We start from the raw sequence: 22,313 nt of genomic DNA, 5'->3' as shown, positions 1-22,313 counted from the left end.
GCTCACTCCATCCATTCGGACAGGTAATCACGCTCGGCGTCGGTGAGCCTGCGCAACCGCTGCGCAGGCATGTCGAACGCGGCGATCTGCGTGGACGCGACCACCGCCGCGGGCGAATCGGGCGCGGCGCCCGCAGCGCGCACCTCGTAACCGATGGTGAAGTCGACCGCGCGCAACTGCTCGATCCACATGGCGATATCCAGCGGCGTGTCCTCATGACGCAGCTGGCCGCGGTAACGGACCCGCAGGTCGGCGAGCACGCAGCCCTCGCGCAGCGGGGCGGTCGGGCGGCCGTCCTCGAACAGCCACGGGATTCGCGCCTCCTCCAGCAGCGTCACCATCCGGGCATGGTTGACGTGCTGGAACACGTCCATGTCCGACCATCTGACGTCCACTTTGGCGTGAAAACGCCTGGGCAGCACGAGGCTGCCCGCCGCCGTCCCGTTCCGGTTCACCGAACTCGTCAACGTGGTACCTCCGATTGAGCGCCCACCCCGCTCACCATGCTCCGCACTTGCCGCGCTGCAACCGACAACGTGGCGAGATCGTGGGTTCCGGACTCGAACAATTCCGACAGCGCCGCCCTGGCTCGGCCGAGGCGGGACTGATTCTTCGACTCCCAGTATGCAATCTTCTCATCCGCCGTCTCCTCGGGGTCGCCGCCGGAGAGCACGTCGAGGGTCAGCGAGCGCAACGATCCGTACATGTCGTCGCGCAGCGCGAGCCGCGCCAGCGCATGCCAGCGGTCGCCGCGCTCGAGGTGGCTGACCGCCTGCAACAGCCAGTCGATCTTGAGGTGGTCGTTGAGCGCGTAGTACAGCGAGCCGACCTCGTCGCCGTCCCGGTCGGTGATGTCGGCGATGTCCACGATGTCCAGCAGCGGGAAGAGGTTCAGCAGGCCGAATACCTCGGTGGCCAGATCGGTCGGGGCGCCGCGGGCGATCAACTCGGCAGACCGGTCGGTGAGGATGGACACGTGGTGCCCGCGCAGCCAGCCCGCGACCTTGGGGGCGAGTTCGCGCACGTCGGCGCGGTACCGGCTGATCTCCGAGCCCACCGCGATCGGCTGCGGCCGGTTGCTCAGCAGCCACCGGGACGCCCGGTCCAGCGTGCGCTTCGTCTCCAGTTCGAGCAGGTCGCGCACCGACGTGGGCGCGTCGCACGCGCGGATGGCCGTCCACATCTGGTGCAGGTCGAAGATTCCGCTGGCCGCGGCGAAGGCGCGCACCGCATCGGTGGGGCTGGCGCCGGCCTCTTCCGCGAGCCGGAAGGCGTAGGTGATACCGCCGTAGTCGACCATCTCGTTGGCGATCATCGTGGTGACGATCTCCCGGCGCAGCCGGTGCCGCTTGATCGCCGCGCCGAATCGTCCGCGCAGCGGCGTCGGGAAGTAATCCGGCAGGCGCGCGGCGAAGTACTGACTGTCGGGCAGGTCGGAATCGAGCAGATCGCCCTTCAGCGACAACTTCACGTGCGCCATGAGGTTGGCCAGCTCCGGCGACGCCAGTCCGGAGCCTTCTTCGATCCTGAGCTTCATCTCCTGATCCGAGGGCAGCGCCTCGAGTTCGCGGTCCAGACCGCGACGCTGTTCGAGAGCCTCGATGAGCCGCGTCTGCACACTCGACATCTGCGACGCCTCGGTGCGCGAGATGCCCATGAGGAAGTTCTGCGCCACGTTGTCCCGCAGCACCATCTGCGCGACCTCGTCGGTCATCGAGGCCAGCAGCGGATTGCGCTCGGCGACCTCGAGTTCACCGCTGGAGACCACGGCGTCGAGCAGGATCTTGATATTGACCTCGTGGTCGGAGCAGTCCACACCCGCCGAGTTGTCCAGCGCGTCGGTGTTCATCCGTCCGCCGTTGCGGCAGAACTCGATCCGGCCCAGCGCGGTCGCACCGAGGTTGCCGCCCTCGCCCACGACCTTGACCCGCAATTGGTTTCCGTTGACGCGAACCGTGTCGTTGGACTTGTCGCCCACCTCGGCGTTGGTCTCGGTACTCGCCTTGATGTAGGTGCCGATACCGCCGTTCCACAGCAGATCGACCGGCGCGAGCAAGATCGCGCGGACCAGGTCCGGCGGCGACAGCGATGTGACGTCCTCGCCCAGTCCGAGGGCCGCCCTGGCCTGCGGGCTGATCGGCACCGCTTTGACAGTGCGGTCCCACACACCGCCGCCGGGGCTGATCAGCGCTGTGTCGTAGTCGGCCCACGACGACCTAGGCAACGCGAACATCCGCTGCCGCTCCCGATAGGAACGGGCGGCGTCCGGAATCGGGTCGAGGAAGATGTGGCGATGGTCGAAGGCGGCCACCAAGCGAATGTGCTCCGACAGCAACATGCCGTTACCGAACACGTCACCACTCATGTCACCCACACCCACCACAGTGAAATCCTGCGTCTGAGTGTCGATCTCCATCTCCCGGAAGTGGCGTTTCACGCTCTCCCAGGCGCCCTTGGCGGTGATACCCATCGCCTTGTGGTCATAACCCGCCGAACCACCAGACGCGAACGCGTCACCGAGCCAGAAACCATAACTCTGCGCCACATCATTGGCGATATCGGAGAACGTCGCGGTGCCCTTATCAGCCGCCACGACCAGATAGGTGTCGTCACCGTCCCGGCGCACCACCCGGGCGGGAGGCAATACCTCCCCGGTCGCCCGATCCACGTTGTCGGTGACATCCAGCAAGCCCGAGATGAACGTGCGGTAGCAGGCGACGCCCTCCGCGCCCAACGCCTGCCGGTCCGCGACGGGATCACCGGTAGCCGTGGGGGGTTGCTTCACCACGAAACCACCCTTCGCACCCACCGGCACGATCACCGCGTTCTTCACCGCCTGCGCCTTCACCAAACCGAGGATCTCGGTACGGAAGTCCTCCAAACGATCCGACCACCGCAAACCACCACGCGCCACCGGCCCGAAGCGCAGGTGCACGCCCTCTACCCGGGGCGAGTACACGAAGATCTCGAACTGCGGTCGCGGCTTGGGCAGTTCGGCGATCGCGTGCGGTTCGACCTTGACCGAGACGAAGTCGCGCGGACTGCCGTCCGCGTCGGTCACGTAGAAGTTGGTACGCAGCGTCGCCGTGATCAGGCCGAGGATCGCACGGAGGATACGGTCGGCGTCCAGGCTGACCACCTCGTCGATCCGCCCACGCACCTGGGTCTCCAACTCGGCGGCGCGCTCGGCGGAGACGGTGTCGGGGTCGAAACGCGCAGCGAAAAGGTCGATGAACAGGCGCGCGATATCCGGATAGGTGAGCAGCACACGGCAGATGTTCGCCTGGCTGTACGGAAAACCGGCCTGCTGCAAGTACTTCGCGTAGGTGCGCAGGATCGAGACGGCCCGCCACGGCAGCCGGGCACGCAGCACCAGCTCGTTCAGCCCGTCCGCCTCCGCGCGGCCGTACCACATGGCCTCGAACGCTTCCACGAACCGCTCGCGCAGCCCGCGTACCTCCGCGTCCAGCACTTCGGCGCGCTGAGAGGATTCGAGCAGTTCCGCGTCCAGATCCCGGTCGAGCGAACTGCGCAGCAACTCGGGGCGGGCGAGCAGACCGAAATCGTAGATCCATCGCTCGCCACCGGCGCCGCCGTCGGCCGCGGCTTCCAGCTCGATCTGATACGGCCGCTCGTCCACCACTTCGACGCCGAGGCTCTGCAACACCGGAAGCACCTGGCTCAACGAGATACCGATGCCCCCGATGTAGAGCGTGAAGCGCCACGAACCAGGCGCCGAATTCGGCTTGCGGTAGAGGTACTGGTCGATACCGCCGTCACGCAGTCGCTGCAGGCGAACGATGTCCCTCAGCGCGCGAGCTGCGGCGAAATCCTGTTTGTAGCCCTCGGGGAAGGCCTCCGCGTAGCGCTGCACGACGGCGGGATCGATCACCGTCGACGTGCTCACCTCGTCGTTCAGACGGTCGTCCCACGTACGGCTGGCCTCGGCGAGGAGATTCTGCAGGCGCAGCCGGTTGGGCTCGGAAGTGTCGGCCACGGGGAGCGCCTGACGCGGGGCGCCGAACTCGACTTCCGGCATACGCACCGTGAAATAGACTCGGGCCAGGTCGCTTTCGCCCACCCGCGCGGAATAGTCGATCGACACGCCACCCAGTTCGCGGACCAGGATCTCCTGCATCTCCAGCCGGGAGCTGGTGGTGTACCGGTCACGCGGCAGATAGACCAGGCAGGCGACATAGCGGCCGTAGGTGTCCGCGCGCAGGAACAGGCGCACCTGGCGGCGCAGGCCCACGCTCAGCACCGCGGTAGCGGTGCGGCGCAGCGTCTCGGCGTCGGCGGAGAACAGCTCGGTGCGCGGGAAGGACTGGATGACCTCGAGCATCGCCTGACCGGAGAACGAATCCAGGTCGAACCCGCTTTCCTCGATCGCCGAGCGGACCCGGCGTTCGATCACCGGTATGTCCAGGACGTTCTCGTGCACGGCGGTCACGGTGAAGACGCCGATGAACAGGTGCTCGCCGATGACCGATCCGCTTGCGTCGAAGTCGGCGACGCTGACGAAGTACGGGTACACCGCACGGTGCACGGTGGCGGGGACCAGTCCTTGGGTCAGCGTGAGCAGCGGGCGGTCGCCGCCGTTGACCGGCACGTGGAAGTCGGTGCCGACGTCCGGGCGCAGCACGCCGAGGCAGGTGGCGGGCAGAACGGTGGACAGCTCGCGGCCCTCGTCGCTGTTCAGCCGATAGCGCGCGTAGCCGAGGAGGGTGAAGTTTCCCTTCGCCAGCCAGCGCAGCAGCTTGGCGGTGTCGGTCAGCTCGGCCTGCTCGAACGGCGCGGACCCGGATTGTGCGGCCAGATCCAGGTCGTCGGCCAGCTTGCCCTGCACGTCCTCGATGGCTTCGGTATCGCCGATCACCTGACGGACGTCGTCCACCACATCCGGCACCGCGCTCTCGACCTTGGCCAGCAGTGCCGCGCTGGTCGACGGATGCAATTGCACGTGCATCCAGGATTCGCGCAGCCCGGCCGCGCCGGTGCCGTCCACCTCGTGCGCGGCGGCGTGCGTCAGGCGCCCCTCCTCGTCCCGCTCGACCTCGAAGATGGGATGGATGATCTCGCTGACGCTGACGCCGATCCGGCTCAGCGACGAGCTGATCGACTCCACCAGCAGGGGCATGTCGTCGGTGACGACCTGCAGCGCCGCACCGATCCCCGAGCCGTCGTCCGGGTGATATACCCGCACCAGCGCACGACCGGGCCGACGCGTGACGGCCAATTCCAGGTGCCTGCGGAAGATCTGGGTGATGCCGGTGATCGCACAGTCCACATCGCCCGCGTCGACGTGGCGGAAGTATGCCTCCTCGAGCGTCGCGAGTTCGCCGCGCAAGGTCTGCGGCAAACCCGCGGCCCACGCCGCGCTGGACAATTCGGACGAGACGGTCATTTTTCGCCAACTCCCTCGGATATCGGTTCCGTAACAAAGTGACGCCGGTCCGAGGGTAACTGTGCGCCGATGACGCGTGGGTGAATTCCCTTTCGACATCCGGGTGTTCACCACGACCGCGGAGTTCGCCGCTCGTGTGCCGAGATCGGACGGGATGACCTCGGGCACAGCACAGAATCGGACCCGCGAACGTCAGGTGAGCGCTACAGGTCGTATCCGCGGCGGCAGCGGCGCCGCACCGGTACCTCGGGTCAGCTCGGCCAACGCATCGGCGGTCGAAGCCACCGATTGCTCGAACTGCGCCTGCGCATTCACGACTCCACCCTAGTGGGCTACGCGCGGGTAGGTGTCACTCCTGTTCCGCGTTCGGCGAGAAACCTCGTCGCCCCGCCTTGCCGAGGCGCTTCTCCCTCGGTTTCGCCGTGCATTTCCGGCCCGATCTCCCCCTGCGCCGATACATCAGCAAACGCCGGGCGGTGAATGAAACCCACCCCGGCTCCGAGCGCTCCCTCGCACCGGCAGAGGAAGTCGCACACAACGAAATAATTTCGCCGGCACCGCGATGGACGCTCGGACGAACGCGAAGTCCGGCCGATGCGGCGAGTAAGCCCCGGGTGGGTGCGGGCGGAACCGCACCCACCCGTCGCGGCGAACTCAGCCGCGGGTCAGCTTGCGGTGCGTAACCCGATGCGGGCGAGCCGCTTCCGGGCCGAGCCGCTCGACCTTGTTGGCCTCGTACGCCTCGAAGTTGCCCTCGAACCAGAACCAGTTGGCCTCGTTGTCCGAGTCGCCCTCCCACGCGAGGATGTGGGTGCAGGTGCGGTCGAGGAACCAGCGATCGTGCGAGATGACCACGGCGCAGCCGGGGAACTTCTCGAGCGCGTTCTCCATCGAACCCAGGGTCTCCACGTCGAGGTCGTTGGTCGGCTCGTCGAGCAGGATCAGGTTGCCGCCCTGCTTGAGGGTCATCGCCAGGTTCAGCCGGTTGCGCTCACCACCGGACAGCACGCCGGCCGGCTTCTGCTGATCGGGGCCCTTGAAGCCGAACGCGCTCACGTAGGCGCGTGAAGGCATCTCCTGCTGGCCGACCTGGATGTAGTCCAGACCGTCGGAGACCACCTGCCACACCGTCTTCTTGGGGTCGATGCCCGCGCGGTTCTGGTCGACGTAGCTCAGCTTGACCGTATCGCCGACCTTGACTTCGCCGCTGTCCGGCTGCTCGAGCCCCACGATGGTCTTGAACAACGTGGTCTTGCCGACGCCGTTCGGCCCGATCACGCCGACGATGCCGTTTCGCGGCAGGGTGAACGACAGGTCCTTGATCAGCTGGCGGTCGCCGAAGCCCTTGTCCAGGTGTTCGACCTCCACCACCACGTTGCCCAGGCGCGGGCCCGCGGGAATCTGGATCTCCTCGAAGTCCAGCTTCCGCATCTTCTCGGCCTCGGCGGCCATCTCCTCGTACCGCCCGAGGCGGGCCTTGTTCTTGGCCTGCCTGGCCTTGGCGCCGGAACGCACCCAGGCGAGTTCTTCCTTGAGCCGCTTCTGCAGCTTCTGGTCCTTCTTGCCCTGCACCTCGAGCCGCTCGGCCTTCTTCTCCAGGTAGGTCGAGTAGTTGCCCTCGTAGGGGTAGGCGCGGCCGCGATCCAGCTCGAGAATCCACTGGGCGACGTTGTCCAGGAAGTACCGGTCGTGGGTGACCGCGAGCACGGCGCCCTGGTACTGCGCGAGGTGCTGCTCGAGCCAGTTCACGCTCTCGGCGTCGAGGTGGTTGGTCGGCTCGTCGAGCAGCAGCAGGTCGGGCTTGCTCAGCAGCAGCTTGCACAGCGCGACCCGGCGGCGCTCACCACCGGAGAGGGTGGTGACCGGCTCGTCCGGCGGCGGGCAGCGCAGCGCGTCCATCGCCTGCTCGAGCTGGGAGTCCAGGTCCCACGCGTCGGCGTGGTCCAGATCCTCCTGAAGCTTGCCCATCTCCTCCATGAGCTCGTCGGAGTAGTCGGTGGCCATCAGCTCGGCGATCTCGTTGAAGCGATCCAGCTTCACCTTGATCTCGCCCATGCCCTCTTCGACATTGCCGCGGACGGTTTTCTCCTCGTTGAGCGGAGGTTCCTGCTGCAGGATGCCGACCGTGGCGCCGGCGGCGATGAACGCGTCACCGTTGTTCGGCTGGTCCAGTCCGGCCATGATCTTCAGCACGCTGGATTTACCTGCGCCGTTCGGGCCGACGACGCCGATCTTGGCGCCGGGAAGGAAGTTCAAGGTGACATCGTCGAGCACGACTTTGTCGCCGTGCGCCTTGCGAACCTTCTTCATCTGGTAAATGAACTCAGCCATAAGTGTGAAGCCTATCGGTGCGGGAGATGAGGGGACGAAGCAGAGCTACCCTGCCGCCGGGACGGAAACCGGTCGTGCGATCACGCGTCGACGGGCTCGGGTGCGCTGCCGCGGGGCGGCGCCGAACCGGCGGCTGCGACATTCTCCCCCGGCGCGTCGCCGACCGGCACCCGACCTTCAGCGCTCGCGGCCCCGGAAGTATTCCGCGACGGCAGATCGGCCAACCGGGTGAGTTGCGCGGCGCAGCGGGACAGGTCCGGTCCGACCACGCTGGCCCGCATCTCCAGATCCCGTCGTTCGACGCCGTCCTTGCTCCGGTACTCATGGGAGCGCAGCTGGCCGTAGGCGATGATCGGATCGCCGCGCCGCAGCGAGGCGTCGACACCCGCCACCAACCGGCGCCAGCAGCTGACCGTCAGATACAGCGTGCCGTTGTCCACCCACTGCCCTGACGCGTGATCCAGCCGCCGGGAATTGCTCGCCAGCCGGAAGGTGACCACCTGCTCGCCATTGGTCAGGTCGCGCTTGACCGGATGGGTGGCGATGGTGCCGATCACGGTCGCATTGGCCTCGTACATGATTACGCCCCTTCACATTCGGATCCGGGCCTGCCCGGAAGTTCCTCCCCCTCCAGGAGGCTCTTCCAGGGTGCGCCGAATCCGGGAGCGCCGAGCGATCCGATCCGGAAATGTGCACAACCCGCCGGAGTGTGAAGATCGCGCTTTTCACACCCGCGCGATCAGAACACCGCCACGTCGGTGTTGGCGCCGCAGAGCACGATCACCGGCCGCTCGTCCGGCGCGGGAACGTAGGCGCCGCTGTGCACCGCGGCCAGCGCCGCGGCGCCGGCGAGTTCGACGAGGATGCGGAACTCGCGCCAGAGATACTCGCGCGCCGCGCCGATCGCGTCGTCGGTGACCAGCAGCGACCGCACGCCGTGGCGGCGCGCGACGTCGAGGGCGATGTCGCCGATCCGGGTGGGGCCGAGGGTGTCCACGGTGATGCCGGAACCGAGGATGTCCACCGGGCCGTCCGCGTCCAGCGCCGCCCGCAGGATCGCGGCGCCCTCGGGCTCCACCCCGATCACCTGCTGACGGCGCCCCAGCGCGGCCGCGATCCCGGCCACCAGTCCGCCTCCGCCCACTGCCGCCAGCACCGGCGGCCGCCCGCGCACCTGCTCCTCGAGTTCCAGCCCGACCACGCCCACACCGGCGACCACGGCGGGCAGGTCGTAGCCGTGCAGCAGCAACGCGCCGCGTTCGGCGGCCAACTCGGTGGCGTGCTGCAAAGCCTCGGCGTAGGTGGTGCCGTACCAGAGCACTTCGGCGCCGTGCGACCACATCGCGGCGACCTTGGTGTGCGGCGCCGTCTCCGGGACGACGACCGTGCAGGCCTTGCCCAGCCGCGCCGCGGCCAGCGCGGCCGCGATACCCGCGTTGCCCGCGGAGGCGATCACCACGTGATCGGTGCCGCCGCCCGACTCCAGCAGCGCGTTCAGACTGCCGCGCACCTTGAACGTCCCGCCGTGCTGGAGGTGCTCGAGCTTCATCGTGACCGGGACCGGCCCGGCCGGGGTCGCGACGGAGGTGTGGAAGACCGGCGTCTTGCGGATATGCCCGGCCAGCCGCTTGCGCGCGGAGCGCACGTCCGACCGTTCCACCCGCCCTACCGGCCTGTGTGGGGAGACCACGGTGGCGCGTTCACTCACTTACGCACTTCTCCATCTCGCTTGGCCAGTTCGGCGTACATCGCGTTGTATGCGGCGAGTGCGGCGTCGTTGTCGCGTTCGGCGGCTCGGTCGGTGCGTTGCGCGAGCCGATGGTCGCTGCGGGACCATTGGATCAGCAACGCCAGCATCACCACCACCAGGGGGACCTCACCGCTCGCCCAGGCGAGGCTGCCGCCGGTGCGTTGGTCGCCGAGCAGATCGCCGTTCCACCCGAGGCCGAGACCGCGGTAGAACCAGCCGCCGAGCACGGTGGTCATGCTCATCAGCGCGACGCCGAAGAAGGCGTGGAACGGCAGCGAGCCGAACACCATGGCCAGCTTGGTCAGCGGCTCCACCTGCCTCGGCTTGGGATCGATGCCGATCACCACCCAGTAGAACAGGTAGCCGCTGAGCAGGAAGTGCACGTTCATCAGCAGGTGGGCCGCGTGCGAGTCGGCGTACGTGTCGAAGATGCCGCCCAGGTACAGCGCGTAGAACCCGGCGACGAAGATCGCCGAGGCGACGATCGGATGGGTCAGAAAACGCGACACCGGGTTGTGCACCGCGGCGAGGAGCCATTCGCGCGGCCCCGGCACGCCACCGCGGCCCGCGGGCGGCAGCGCGCGCAGCGCCAGCGTCACCGCACCGCCCAGCGCGAACAGGATCGGCGCGAGCATCGACAGCGCCATGTGCGCACCCATGTGCACGCTGAACATCGCGGGCGAGTACCTGCCGACTCCGGACGAGGTCGCGACCAGCAGCACCACGCAACCGGACAGCCAGGCGAGCGTGCGCCCGACCGGCCACGCGTCACCCCGCGCTCGCAACCGCCGCACCCCGAGCAGGTACAGCACAGCCAGCACGAGCGACAGCGTTCCGAAGATCAGATCGAAGCGCCAGTCGAACAGCATCCGGGTGAGATTCGGCGGCCCGGCCAGCTCGTAGCCCAGTTCCACTTCGACGGGGGTCGGGACGGAAACCGGGGGTGGTGGCGGCGTGCGGCCGAGCCCGACCGCCAGACCGATCGTCGCGGCGAAGATCAACACCTCCACGCCCGCGTACCTGACCAGCGCCGAGCGGTCGCGGGGATCGGCCGCGAGAGCGGGCAGTGCGGCGCGGCGCTGCAGATAGCCGAACACGCCCAGCAGCGCCAACGCGGCGGCCTTGGCCAGCACCAGCCTGCCGTAGGTGCTGGTGAACAGCTCCTCCGGTGGCACGCGGACCCAGGAGTTGATCACGCCGCTGATCGCGATCACGGCGAACGCGACCGTGGCGGTCAGCGAGAAGCGCCGCGTGGCCACGTCGGTGTACGCGCCGCCGCGCAAGGCGTGCGCGAGCACCGCGAACAGGCCGCCGACCCAGACAGCGGACGCGATCAGGTGCAGGATCAGGCTGTTGGTCGCCACGTCGTGCGACCCGCCCGAGGACGAATGCCCGGTCAACGCCAGCGGCATCATGGTGGCGATCGCGCAGCCGAGCAGGACCGGAGTCCAGCCCCAGCGCAACGCGAGCCGGCAACCCACGGCGACGATGAGGGCGAAGATCACGGTCGTGCGCCAGGCTCCGGCCAGCTCGATCTGACCGATCGCGCGCCACAGACCCTCCGGCCGCAGGACCTCCCCCACCGGTTGGCCCGTGGTATCCGAGACCGTCAGGGGCACGAGAAGCGCCGCGCAGCATGCCCAGACCACGGCGAAGTTCGACGCCCGGCGCACCGCGCGGTACCCGCCCACGTCCAGCAGCCCGTTCGGCTGCGGTGGCACGAGGAAGGCCGCGAAAAGCAGGGAACCGACGGTCAGCGCCGCCGAAAGATCGGCGAGCGCCCGCACCGCGGGCAGGCCGTAGGTGGTCGGCGCGCCCGGATCGGGAATGCCGAGCAAACTCAGTGCCTGCGCCGCCGACAGCCCCACCACCAGCGCCGCCACCACGGCCGCGATGGCGCCCGCCAACGCGGTGACCGTCGCGAACGTCGCCCCGGACCGGGTGGTCTCGGCTTCCGGAGCGACGGACGAGGTGGCGGCGGACGACATACGACTGAGCGTAGTTCGGCGAGTATTCCGTGGCCCGGTCGGGTTTGTACCGATATTGTGGGCCGCGCACCACCACGGGCGCGTCACCTACTGTCTCGGGATGGCTGAAACGTTGCTAACGCTAAGAGTCTGGGCACCTGGACGGTCGCTATAATCGACCCGCTGGACAGCACGGCCAATGTCGGCCATCGTGGAACCCGCTGCCTCCGTAGCTCAGTTGGATAGAGCAAGGGCCTTCTAATCCCTAGGTCGCAGGTTCGATTCCTGCCGGGGGCGCAGCACACTGGAGACCTGCAGCTATGCGGGTCTCCAGTGCTATTACCCGCGCAGCGGGTCGCTCAAACACGAAGAAATTTTCGTTCGATGCATCGCACCGCCAGGGCAGTGCCGGCGATCCAGCCGCGGCCACTCCGAGACTTGCGAGCCGGTTGCAGGACCGGACTTCCCCCGATCAGGACCTGGCCGTACCCCGAGCGGCGGCGCGACCGACGTCGACGGCACGCCGGTGGGCAGCGCTGCGAGACTTCCGAAACACGTCGATGCGACGTGTCAGCCGCAGACCGCCTCCATCGCTACCGTCAGCAGGTGGATGCCGTGATCGATTTCCTCGCCGGTGATCGTCAACGGCGGCATCAGCTTGATCACCTCGTCCGCCGAACCCGAGGTCTCCACGAGCAAACCGCGGTCGAAAGCGGCCTGACCGACCTTCTCCGCCAACGACGCGTCCCCGGAGACGACACCGTGCACCAGGCCCCGCCCGCGCGTCGTGACGCCCGGGAACGCCACCGCAAGCTCACTCAGCGCCCGCACGATCCGCTCCCCCTTGACGAGAGTCGCGCGTTCGAGTGCGGAATCCGACCAATAGTGTTCGAGCGCTACGCGACCGGTGACGAAAGCCGCGTTGTTGCCGCGGAAGGTGCCGTCGTGCTCGCCGGGCGCCCACTGATTCGAGTGCCTCGAAAACAGTCATCTCGGCGACGGTCATCGGCGATCCTTACTCGTCGTGCGCGAGCGCTCCAAAATCTGAAGTGCCAGTGTTTCTAACACCGTAGACGGCTGGATGTGGCGCTTTTCCGCAAACAGCGCCGAAGCCTTCCCCGCGCTCACCGGGGTCAGTAAAGTCAAACTCTTGTGCGCGGCAGACCGGAGGGGGGCGGACAGCGTGCCGTCGGGAAAAGATTTCGCAGCGCCGTCGCCCTCTACGCATCGCTCGTGGGCGCCGGATTCCGCAGGCAGTGGCAATACAAACTGGCCATGTTCGCGGGGCTGTTCACCAACTGCGTGTTCGGGTTCGTCCGCGCGGCCGTCCTGATGGCCGCGGTGGAGGCCGCGGGCGACTTCGGCGGATACGACCAGGGCAGCATCGGCGCGTACGTGTGGCTCTCGCAGGGGCTGCTCGGCGCGATGCAGTTCATGGGACCGCTGGGACAGCTGGACGATCGGGTCAAGAACGGCGACATCGCGATCGATTTCCTGCGCCCGGTCGATATCCAGTGTGGTTATCTCGCCGACGATCTCGGGCGAGCGGCGTGCACCTTCCTGCCGCGCGGGGTGCCGAGCGTGCTGGTCGGCACGCTCACCTTCGGCCTGGCGATGCCGGTCACGCCCGGCCCGTACCTGCTCGGCGTGGTGAGCGTGCTGCTGGCGGTGGTGGTTTCGTTCCTGTGCCGGTTCGTCATGGTGCTGATCGGATTCTGGGTCGTGGAGACCCGCGGCATCCGCCTGCTCTACTACACCTCGGGCACCTTCCTGGCCGGACTGTTCGTGCCGGTGCACATGTTCCCTTCGTGGCTGGGCGCGATCGCGGCCGCCACGCCTTTCCCCTCGATCCTGCAGTCTCCGGTCGACGTGCTCTCGGGGCGGGTCACCGGCGCAGAGGCGCTCTCGGTCGTCGGTGTGCAGGTGTTCTGGGTGCTGGTGGCCGGAATCGCCGGGCGCGTGCTCCTGGTCGCCGGGCGGCGCAGGCTGGAGGTACAGGGTGGTTGAGGTCGCGTCCCCGCGCGCCGGGTCGTGGTCGACGCCCTACGTGGCGGTGTTGCGCTCCAGGATCCGAGCCCAGCGCAGTTACCGGTTGTCCTTCGCCACCGAGATTTTGAGCGCCTTCATCGTGGGCTTGGTCGAATTGGCCGAAGTGTGGCTGATCTTCCGCACCGCGCGCGTCCTCGGCGGGATCGACCTGGACGCGGCACTGCTGCTGTTCGGGCTGAGCCACTCGAGTTTCGCCCTGTCCCAAGTGCTGTTCGGGCACCTGGACACATTGCCGGTACTGATCAGGATGGGCCAGCTCGACGCCTATCATCTTCGGCCGCAACCGCTCCTGCTGCAACTGATCACCAGCGACATCTCGCTGCGCAGGTTCGCTCGCGCTTCGGTCTCGATCGTCGCGCTCGCAGTCGGCCTGGCGCGCAACGACATCGAGTGGTCCTCGGCCACGGCCGCGCTGCTGACGCTCACGCTCGTCGGCGGCATCGCGTTGTTCGGTGGGATGTTCGTCTGCGCGGCCGGGTTGCAGTTCTATCTGATCGACGGCTCCGAACTCACCAACAGCTTCACCTACGGCGGCTCGTTCGCGGCGACGCAACCGGCGTCGGTGTTCCCCACCCCGATGCGGCTGCTGTTCGGGTTCGCCATCCCGGTGTCGTTCACGGCCTACCTCCCCACCCTCGCACTGCTGGGACTACCCGGGCCGCCGCTGCTGCCCGCCTGGCTGGCCTGGTTGACGCCGGTCGCCGCACTGTGGGTCTGGCTGCTGGCACTGGGTCTGTGGCGATCAGGCACACGGCACTACCAGGGAGGCGGCGGATGAGGACGGGGCGTCCGGAGGCGATCATCGACATGAACGAACTGACCAGGCAGTTCACCCTGTATCGCAAGGACGGCAACCGCTGGCGCAGGCGGCGGGAGACGCTCACCGCGGTCGACCGGATGACCGTCCGGATCGAGCGGGGCGCCGCCGTCGGCTACATCGGCGCCAACGGTGCGGGCAAGTCCACCACCATCAAGATGCTCACCGGCATCCTGGTGCCCAGCTCCGGCGCCGTGCGCACCTGCGGTCTGGACCCGGTGCGGCAGCGCCGCGAACTGGCCGGGCGGATCGGCGTGGTGTTCGGCCAACGCTCGCAGCTGTGGTGGGATCTGCCGCTGCGCGAATCGTTCGCGATCCTGGCCGCGATCCACCGGTTGGCGCCGCAGGCCGCACGCAAGCGCGCACACGAACTGATCGAGCAACTGGAAATGGCCGACACCCTCGACACACCGGTGCGGCAGCTGTCGCTGGGCCAGCGCATGCGCGCGGAAGTGGCCGCCGCGCTGCTGCATTCACCCGAGCTGGTGATCCTGGACGAGCCCACGATCGGCCTCGACGTGCTGTCCAAGCAGCGGCTGCGCGAGTTCCTCCGGGCCGAACGCGCCGAGCGCGGTACGACCCTGCTGCTCACCACGCACGACATGGGTGACATCGAACGGCTCTGCGGACGAGTGCTCGTCGCCGACCACGGCCGCCTGGTGTACGACGGCTCGCTCACCGGCTTGGCGGCCACGGTCGGCGCGCGCCGGGTCCTGGTGGTCGACTTGGCCGAACCGGCGCCGGACCTCGATGATCTCCCCGCGGCTCAACTGCTGGGCACCGAAGGCGACGGCATGCGGCAGCGGCTGGCCTTCGATCCGGAAGAGATCACCGCCGCGCAACTGCTGGCCGCCGTGTCCGACCGCGCCGAAGTCCGGGACCTGTCGATCGAAGAGCCCGAGATCGAGGACGTGGTCCGGCGGATATACGAGTCCGCCCGCTGAGGCGGCGGGCGGACTCGATGCGGTCGGCGCTGCCGATTCAGTCGGCCTCGCGGGCTCCCTGGTCGAGACGGAAGGGCGGGTACTCGTCCCGCATCAGACCGGCATAGGCCTGCACGCGGATGATCCAGCGATTGAGGCCCATCACGAAGTCGTAGACGCCCTGCGGGTAGCGCGCCGTGAACAGCAACGCGATCAGCGCGACGATCAGCAGGATGCCCAGCAACGAGATCGAGGCGCCGCCCCACTCGTCACCGCCTCCGATCAAGAGGCCGCCGCTCACCGCCGCGCCGACGATGAGATAGTGCGGAATGGCCAGCAGCCACCACTTCACCAGCACCAGTCCGCGGTGCAGCGTTTCCGGATAGTCGATCTCCAGGTCGGCCGGGTAGTCCGCGTCCGGCCGCAGACTGAACGGCGGATACTTGTCGGTGCCGAGCACCGAGAGCGCGTAGAAGCTCACCCGCCACCCCCAGCGCATGACGCCGACGTTGAAGTCGAACAGCTTGCGTGGGTACCTGCCGGTGATCAGGATCGCGAAGAAGGCGACGATCGTGAGGACCACGTACGCGACGTGCAGGAAGAACAACACGACGTAGTGCGGTATGGCCAGTAGCCACTTGACCAGCCACATCCACCGCGACAGCGCGGGGTCCAGATCGCCCCGGACGCGAATCGGGTCGGGCGGCACGACGGGCTTCTCGAGTTCCATGATCGACGCTCCTCACGGTTGCTGTGATCCAAGCCACAGTGTCCTGATTGTCGCGTATCCGGCCGATCGGGAACGGCACCATCTGATACCGACACGCCAACGAATAGGGGTGCACGGCGGCCGGTGGGAGACACAGAGCCCGACTCACATTGAGCAGCGGCCTATTCCATGCGAGCCGCTGAGCGCGGCCGATCTCGGCGTGATGACGGCCCGCGCGCGCCCGTGGAGCACAGCTCAACCGGAAGATTCTGTGGGCCAATGGTTTCCGGCCCTACGGACGATCCGGTCAGGCAGGTCCGTTCGCCTGCGCCGAATACAGGCTGACCTCGCCTTCCTCGCTGAGGAAGGCGTTGACCAGCATGGTGCGGGTGGCCCGCAACTCCTCTTGATCCGGCGCGGCGGTGGTGATCGAGATCTGTGGGATGACCGCCCAGTTGACCACGTAGCGCTCCGGCGGGCCGTCATCATCGGACAGCCGGGCCAGCCGGAAGACGGAGACCGTCTTGCGGACGATCAGGTTGCGCACGACCTCCGCGATTCGCTCGGGATCTTCCAGCGCGAACATGAAGCCGAATGTCAACTCCGGCGATGACACGTAGGCGGGCACGAACACCGAGGCTAGCGGATCGGGCGGCCACGCGCAGCGGTCGGATCGGATCGGTTGCCCATCGTGCGCTCGCTAATTGGCGGATGCGCTTGCCGCGGGCGCGGACCGGGTGACCGATCCGTAACGGAACATAACGATTTCCCGGCAGCTTTCGGATTCGTCCGGCAGAGTATTGCGCCGATTCCGCTACCGCGCTTTCCTGAAAGTGTCCCGATATTCCGGACCGTCTTCTCTCGCATCGTCGCGGATTTCCCGGTTTCTCTGCCGTGCTGGTGGACCGTGGGATGGCGTCCGGTTGCGGGACTGCGCCGGAGCCGAGGGGCGCCCCTCCCCGAAATCCCCCTCGGCCCTGGCGTACCCAGGATTCATCGTGTCGCAGAGGTATGCCATGCCCACCGAATACGCTCAGCGCAGTTTCGGAGCCGAGGAGCTGCCACCGCCCGCCGCCCTGTTTCGCGCGATTCGCGAACCCGGCGAGGACCAGCACCTGCACAGCGTGCTGCACGCCGCCCGGAAACTCGTCGAGTGCCACGAGCGGCGGCAGCGGGCACTCGAGCGAGCGCACGCACCGGGGGCCTCCAGCACTCATGTCGCGGCGTGCAGCCGGCAAGTGGAGGACATCGACGGCTGCCGCGCCGAGTGGGTCGGCCGGATCGACGCCTGGGTCGCGGCGAACGTGCAGCACCGAGAGGGCGCCTCACTGCACACCGAAACGCTCGGGGCGGTCATCGATCGAATTGCGGCGAAATGGGTTGCGGCTCGACACTCTTTGGGCGACGAGATCACGACTCGGCCGCATCCGATGCAGGCGGGCGGGGAAGCCCACCTGCAGTGGACCAGGCTGGCCGAGCTGATCGACGGCTATCAGGATCTGATCGCCGACGTCGTCGCACACCGGCGCAGGCTGCCGGTGTGGTGATCAGCGCGGCTCGTCGACCCCCGGCTCGACGACTTCGGCGTCGAGGAACCCCTCCGTCTCGGCGACCGGCGGCTTCGTGACCGTTACTTCGGTCTCCGCACCGAGGTCGTGCTCGAGATCCTGCTGCGCCTCGGCGTCCCGGCGAGCCGCGGCGGCCGCCTCGTTCATCTCGATCGCGTCGGTGATCCACTCACCGATCTCCCGGGTGACCTCGGCGACGGTGCCCGTGATGATGTTCGCGATATTGCCCACGTGCCGGGCGCCGGAGGACGTCAATTCCTGAATGAGATCCTTGTTGCTTTCGAATTTCCCGATCATTCACACGCCCGCTTCGCTCGCCTTCGGCTGACGCATCACGATAACACCGGGAGACGGCTCGCTCCGGACCCAGCGCGGCGGCAGGGCCAGCTTGAAGATTTTCTTCCACACCGAGCCGATCTGCTGACCGAGCGAGCCGGTGTTGTACGGCAAACCGTACTTTTCACACAATGCGCGCACGGTCGGCGCCATCTCCGGATAACGGCCGGCGGGCAGGTCCGGAAACAGATGGTGCTCGATCTGGTGCGACAAATTGCCGGACATGATGTGGAACAGTTTGCTTCCGGTGATGTTCGCCGAGCCGAGCATCTGCCGGATGTACCACTCGCCGCGGGTCTCGTCGGCGGTCTCCTCCTCGGTGAACGTTTGTACGCCGGCCGGGAAGTGACCGCAGAAGATGATGGCGAAGGCCCACACGTTGCGCACCAGGTTGGCGGTGACATTTCCCGCGAGGGTGTGGAAGAACAGCGGCCCGGTGAGCGCGGGGAACACCAGATAGTCCTTGAGCACCTGCTTGCCGGCCTTGTTCCACTGGCCGAGGAGCAACTGCTTGACCTCCGGCCACTTCTTCTTGCCCGCCAGGATGTTCTCCACCTCGAGGTCGTGGCCCATCACGCCCCACTCGAACAGCATCATGAGCACGAAGGCGTACACCGGCTGCCCGAGGCGCAGCACGTTCCACTCCTGGGCCTCGTCCATGCGCAGGATGGAGTAGCCGATGTCGCGGTCCTTGTTGTGAATGTTGGTGTAGGTGTGGTGCAGGTAATTGTGCGAGTGCTTCCACTGGTCGGCCGGGCAGACCGTGTCCCACTCGAACACCCGGGAATTCAGGCCGGGCTCGCGCATCCAGTCGTACTGGCCGTGCATCACGTTGTGGCCGATCTCCATGTTGTCGAGGATCTTCGACACACTCAGCGCCGCCACCGCGGCCAGCCAGAACGGCGGAAGAAAGCCGAGATACATCAGGCCGCGCCCGGCGATCTCGAAGCCGCGCTGCGCCTTGATGATCGAGTACAGGTACTCCCGGTCGCGTTCGCCGAGATCGGCGACGATCGCGGCGCGCAGTTCGTCGAGTTCGCGGCCGAGCTCCTCGATCTGATCCGGGCTCAGGACCAGCGGTCCGTTGTCGGTTTCGGTCAGGATGGTCATGATTCGCTCCCTTTCGGGGTCAGATGTCGACCTCGACGTCGCCGACCGGCGCATTGATGCACAGCTGGATCGGCTGGTCGGGGTCACTGTCGGTCTCGCCGGTGCGCAGATTGCGCGTGCAGCCGGAGCGGCGCACCGCGGTGCAGGAGAAGCAGATCCCCATGCGGCAGCCGTACTCGGGACTGAGCCCGGCGGATTCGGCCTGTTCCAGCAGCGTGGCGCCGTCGTTGCGCGCGCTCACCCCGCTGGCCGAGAAGTTCACCGTGCCGTGCGCTTCACCGGCGTCGGCCGGCGCGAGCGCGATCGTGAACTCCTCGGTGTGCAGCCGGTCCTCCAGCTGCTCGGCCTGATAGATCGTGCGCACCGCGTCCATCAGCGACTGCGGACCGCAGACATAGGTCTGCGCGTCGGCGAACCAGGGCGCGACGCGCTCCAGTTCGTCGTAGTCGAAGTACCCGCCGCCCTTCGCAGGGGCCAGGTCCACCCACGGCGCATCGGGGTCGACCCGCGGTGCCACGTTCTCGATGCGGTGCGGATACCGCAGCTCGATGCGAAAGTTGCGGTGCCGCCGCGCGATCGCGTCCAGTTCGGCTCGGTGCGGCAGCACTGCCGGCGACTTCGCGTAGTGCAGGAACACGACCTCGCCCGGATGGTCCTCCGCGGCCAGCGTGCGCAGCATGGACAGCACCGGCGTGATGCCGCTGCCGCCGCTGATCAGCAAGACGCGCTCCGGCCGTGGTTCGGGCAACCGGAACACACCGTCGGCGGGCGTCAGATCGACCACCATGCCCGCGGCGGCGTGGCGGTAGAGGTACTGCGACACCAAGCCGTCCGGATGCGCCTTGACGGTCAACTGAATATGACGATCCAGACCGCCTTCCGGATTCACCGGCGAGTAACACCGCATGTGCCGCACGCCATCGATCACCACGCCGATCTGGACATACTGTCCGGCGACATGGCCCTTCCACTGCCGGGTCGGGCGCAGGGTGAGCGTCACCGAACCCGGCGCCGAGCGGCGCACGTGAGTGATTTCGGCCCGCATGTCCCGCACCGTGAGGGTGGGGCGGATCAGTTCCAGATACCGGTCCAGCGGGTGGGGCGAGGTCAGGGTCTGCACCAGGTTGATCAGATCCACCATTCGTTCTCCGTACCTCTTGTCCGGGGCTGACGACGTGCGACCGATTTCAGTGCACGTCTGTACACTCAACTAGTGTGACGGATGACGGGGGCCTGGTGTCAACCGGCGAAACATGTGACTCGAACTACATCTAGGGATAGGGCGAATGGTGAACGGATGTATGCTCACCGGGATGAGTGAGCAGGCGGCTACCCGAGGCGAACGCAAGGAGCGGACCAGGCAGGCACTCCTGGACGGCACCCTCGCGCTGTCCGCCGACCGCGGATTCGCCGCGCTCAGCCTGCGTGAGATCGCCCGTTCGGCCGGCATCGTGCCGACCGCGTTCTACCGGCACTTCGCGTCACTGGAGGACCTCGGCGCCACCCTGGTCGACGACGGCGTCACCGCGCTGCGGCTGGCGCTGCGGGAAGTCCGCCGCAACGCGGACGCCAGCCTGTCGGACACCGTGCGCTTCGTGTTCGCGCAAGTGGGCCCGAAGCGGGAGCTGTTCGGCTTCCTCACCAGGGAGCGCCACGGCGGGTCCGCGGCGCTGCGCACGGCCATCGCGCGGGAGATCCAGCTGATCGTGCGGGAACTGGTCGCTGATCTGTCCCGGATCAGGGCCCTGGACTGCTGGACGCCGCGCGACCTGGAGATCGCCGCCGACCTGATGGTCACCACGGTGACCGACGGGATCGCCGCCTACGTGTCGGCCGCGCCGCGCGACGAGCAGGCGATCATCGATCGCACCGTCCAGCAGATGCGGTTGATCGCGCTCGGCATGGGCGGCTGGCGGCCGCCGAAGCGCCGCTGATCCGGCGCTCGGCCGCGAGCCGCGGTATCACCCGGCGGACCGGGACTGCTCGGCGTTACCGTCGCTGGCCGCGATCCGATCCGGCGGACGTACCGGCAGCAGCACCGCGAGCCCCGCCGCGAGTACCACCAGCAGACCCGCGATGCCCGCGCGGTCCGCGCCGGACAGCCAGACGAACAGGCCGAACAGCGTCGGCGCGAGGAACGACACCGCGCGCCCGGTGGTCGTGTACAAGCCGAAGAGCTGGCCCTCGCGCCCCGGCGGCGCCAGACGGGCCAGGAACGAGCGCGCCGCCGCCTGGGCGGGACCGACGAAAACCGTGAGCAGCAAGCCGAAGATCCAGAACATCAGCGGGCCGGACACCACGAGTAGCGCCAGTCCGCACACCAGCATGGCGGCCAAGGACCACACGATGACGAGCTTCGGCCCCACCCGGTCGTCCAAGCGTCCCGCGACGATCGCGCCCAGCGCCGCGACGACATTGGCGGCGATGCCGAACAACAGCACGTCCGAGTCGGCGATGCCGTAGACGCGCACGGCGAGCACCGCCCCGAAGGTGAACACCCCGGCGAGACCGTCCCGGAACACGGCGCTGGCCACCAGGAAGCCGACCGTGCGCCGATCGGTGCGCCACAGCTCGTTCAGGTCGCGCCACAGCACCCGGTACGAGCCGAGGAATCCGGCGCTCGCCGCACCGGGATCCGCATCCGTGCGGGGCAATTCCGGCACCGCGAACAGGACCGGCAACGCGAAGGCGGCGAACCAGACGGCGGCCAGCACGGCGACCAGGCGGATGTTGATTCCGTCGTCGGTGGGCACACCGAGCAGCCCGCGGTTGTCGCCCTCGCCGGCGATGAAGCCGAAGTAGCAGATCAGCAGCAGGAAGATGCCGCCGAAATAGCCCATCGCCCAGCCGAATCCGGAGACCCGGCCCACCGTTTGCGGTGTGGACACCTGCCGCAGCATCGCGTTGTACGGCACGTTCGCCAATTCGAAGCAGGCCGACGCGAACGCCAGCAGCACCAGACCGAGCCACAGGTCGCGATAGTCGTCGTGCACGAAGAACATCAGCGTCATCGCCGCGACGGTGAGCGCGGTCAGCATCCCCAGGGAGCGTTTGCGTTTCGCCGAGGCGTCGAAGCGCTGGCCGCTGACCGGCGCGGTCAAGGCGACGATCAATCCCGCGATACCCAGCGACCAGCCCAGCCAGGCGCTGGCGGAGACACCGCCGGGCAGGTCGTCACCGACCTTGTCGGTGAGATACACCGAGAACACGAACGTGAGGATGACGGCGTTGAATGCCGAAGATCCCCAGTCCCACAGCCCCCACGCCACCACTTGCCCGCGCCCGGCAGCCTGCCCGACCGTTGCCCGGGCGTTCACCTCGGTCATGCGCGCAGCTTAATGCGCGCGGA

At 67.7% G+C, this 22,313-nt stretch carries 19 protein-coding genes and 1 tRNA gene; 6 read left to right on the top strand and 14 right to left on the bottom strand.

What is annotated here, in order from left to right; all coding sequences use genetic code 11:
* Positions 1 to 2: 2 nt before the first annotated feature.
* From ON19_RS07530 to ON19_RS07500, 7 genes are all read right to left on the bottom strand, one after another.
* Positions 3 to 467, bottom strand: coding sequence for an acyl-CoA thioesterase (locus tag ON19_RS07530; RefSeq protein WP_043688556.1), 465 nt, complete (start codon positions 465 to 467; stop codon positions 3 to 5).
* Positions 464 to 5,404 (bottom strand): NAD-glutamate dehydrogenase, encoded by a 4,941-nt coding sequence (locus tag ON19_RS07525; RefSeq protein WP_043688555.1) that lies wholly within the window; start codon positions 5,402 to 5,404, stop codon positions 464 to 466. Before ON19_RS07525 ends, ON19_RS07530 begins: the two co-directional genes overlap by 4 nt.
* Before the next feature lie 192 nt (positions 5,405 to 5,596).
* Positions 5,597 to 5,719, bottom strand: coding sequence for a hypothetical protein (locus ON19_RS43620; protein ID WP_255218373.1), 123 nt, complete (start codon positions 5,717 to 5,719; stop codon positions 5,597 to 5,599).
* A 339-nt stretch (positions 5,720 to 6,058) separates the two neighbouring features.
* Positions 6,059 to 7,735, bottom strand: coding sequence for an energy-dependent translational throttle protein EttA (ettA, locus tag ON19_RS07515; protein WP_043688551.1), 1,677 nt, complete (start codon positions 7,733 to 7,735; stop codon positions 6,059 to 6,061).
* A gap of 80 nt (positions 7,736 to 7,815) precedes the next feature.
* Positions 7,816 to 8,313, bottom strand: coding sequence for a single-stranded DNA-binding protein (locus ON19_RS07510; RefSeq protein WP_043688550.1), 498 nt, complete (start codon positions 8,311 to 8,313; stop codon positions 7,816 to 7,818).
* 161 nt (positions 8,314 to 8,474) lie between these two features.
* Positions 8,475 to 9,443 (bottom strand): serine/threonine dehydratase, encoded by a 969-nt coding sequence (locus tag ON19_RS07505; protein WP_083899205.1) that lies wholly within the window; start codon positions 9,441 to 9,443, stop codon positions 8,475 to 8,477.
* Positions 9,440 to 11,473: a bifunctional copper resistance protein CopD/cytochrome c oxidase assembly protein gene (locus ON19_RS07500; protein ID WP_043688548.1), complete on the bottom strand. Its 2,034-nt coding sequence runs from the start codon at positions 11,471 to 11,473 to the stop codon at positions 9,440 to 9,442. The genes ON19_RS07505 and ON19_RS07500 overlap by 4 nt, the downstream gene beginning before the upstream one ends.
* Before the next feature lie 202 nt (positions 11,474 to 11,675).
* On the opposite strand from ON19_RS07500, the gene ON19_RS07495 reads away from it, so the two are divergent.
* A tRNA-Arg gene (locus ON19_RS07495) sits at positions 11,676 to 11,749 on the top strand.
* Positions 11,750 to 12,022: 273 nt separating this feature from the next.
* Here the strand turns inward: ON19_RS07495 and ON19_RS40000 are convergent.
* Positions 12,023 to 12,439, bottom strand: a complete 417-nt coding sequence (locus ON19_RS40000; protein WP_083899204.1) for an aminotransferase class III-fold pyridoxal phosphate-dependent enzyme — start codon at positions 12,437 to 12,439, stop codon at positions 12,023 to 12,025.
* 246 nt (positions 12,440 to 12,685) lie between these two features.
* Between ON19_RS40000 and ON19_RS07485 the strand changes: the two genes are divergently transcribed.
* The 3 genes from ON19_RS07485 to ON19_RS07475 are packed head-to-tail and all read left to right on the top strand — an operon-like array spanning position 12,686 to position 15,262.
* Positions 12,686 to 13,459 carry an ABC transporter permease gene (locus ON19_RS07485; protein WP_043688545.1) on the top strand — a complete coding sequence of 258 codons (774 nt, stop codon included), beginning with the start codon at positions 12,686 to 12,688 and terminating at the stop codon, positions 13,457 to 13,459.
* Entirely contained in the window at positions 13,452 to 14,279 is an 828-nt protein-coding gene (locus ON19_RS07480) for an ABC transporter permease (RefSeq protein WP_043688544.1), read from the top strand. Before ON19_RS07485 ends, ON19_RS07480 begins: the two co-directional genes overlap by 8 nt.
* Complete coding sequence (locus tag ON19_RS07475) at positions 14,276 to 15,262, top strand: ABC transporter ATP-binding protein (protein ID WP_043688543.1); 987 nt, start codon at positions 14,276 to 14,278, stop codon at positions 15,260 to 15,262. The genes ON19_RS07480 and ON19_RS07475 overlap by 4 nt, the downstream gene beginning before the upstream one ends.
* 37 nt (positions 15,263 to 15,299) lie before the next feature.
* Here the strand turns inward: ON19_RS07475 and ON19_RS07470 are convergent, their stop codons facing one another.
* Both ON19_RS07470 and ON19_RS07465 read right to left on the bottom strand, forming a co-directional pair.
* Positions 15,300 to 15,971, bottom strand: coding sequence for a DUF4389 domain-containing protein (locus tag ON19_RS07470; protein ID WP_051168622.1), 672 nt, complete (start codon positions 15,969 to 15,971; stop codon positions 15,300 to 15,302).
* Between the two features lie 286 nt (positions 15,972 to 16,257).
* Positions 16,258 to 16,578, bottom strand: a complete 321-nt coding sequence (locus tag ON19_RS07465) for a hypothetical protein (RefSeq protein WP_043688645.1) — start codon at positions 16,576 to 16,578, stop codon at positions 16,258 to 16,260.
* A gap of 370 nt (positions 16,579 to 16,948) precedes the next feature.
* Between ON19_RS07465 and ON19_RS07460 the strand changes: the two genes are divergently transcribed.
* Entirely contained in the window at positions 16,949 to 17,497 is a 549-nt protein-coding gene (locus ON19_RS07460; RefSeq protein ID WP_227954431.1) for a DUF4254 domain-containing protein, read from the top strand.
* Here ON19_RS07460 and ON19_RS07455 read toward each other — a convergent pair whose 3' ends face one another.
* From ON19_RS07455 to ON19_RS07445, 3 genes are read right to left on the bottom strand one after another with little or no spacing between them, the layout of a single operon-like run.
* Complete coding sequence (locus ON19_RS07455; protein WP_043688541.1) at positions 17,498 to 17,815, bottom strand: hypothetical protein; 318 nt, start codon at positions 17,813 to 17,815, stop codon at positions 17,498 to 17,500.
* Positions 17,816 to 18,964 carry a fatty acid desaturase family protein gene (locus ON19_RS07450; RefSeq protein WP_051168621.1) on the bottom strand — a complete coding sequence of 383 codons (1,149 nt, stop codon included), beginning with the start codon at positions 18,962 to 18,964 and terminating at the stop codon, positions 17,816 to 17,818. It lies immediately after the preceding gene.
* 19 nt (positions 18,965 to 18,983) lie between these two features.
* On the bottom strand, positions 18,984 to 20,105 hold the full coding sequence (locus ON19_RS07445) for a ferredoxin reductase (RefSeq protein ID WP_043688540.1): 1,122 nt from the start codon (positions 20,103 to 20,105) through the stop codon (positions 18,984 to 18,986).
* 172 nt (positions 20,106 to 20,277) lie between these two features.
* Between ON19_RS07445 and ON19_RS07440 the strand changes: the two genes are divergently transcribed.
* Positions 20,278 to 20,898, top strand: coding sequence for a TetR family transcriptional regulator (locus ON19_RS07440; protein ID WP_227954432.1), 621 nt, complete (start codon positions 20,278 to 20,280; stop codon positions 20,896 to 20,898).
* Between the two features lie 27 nt (positions 20,899 to 20,925).
* On the opposite strand, the gene ON19_RS07435 is transcribed toward ON19_RS07440, so the two are convergent.
* Positions 20,926 to 22,290, bottom strand: coding sequence for an MFS transporter (locus ON19_RS07435; protein WP_043688537.1), 1,365 nt, complete (start codon positions 22,288 to 22,290; stop codon positions 20,926 to 20,928).
* Positions 22,291 to 22,313: the final 23 nt, after the last annotated feature.

Origin of the sequence: Nocardia abscessus NBRC 100374 (assembly GCF_000308455.1) — a bacterium.
In the GTDB taxonomy this organism is placed as follows: Bacteria; Actinomycetota; Actinomycetes; order Mycobacteriales; family Mycobacteriaceae; genus Nocardia; species Nocardia abscessus.
Note: the sequence above shows the minus strand (reverse complement) of the source record. Positions and strands in the feature narration are given on the sequence as shown.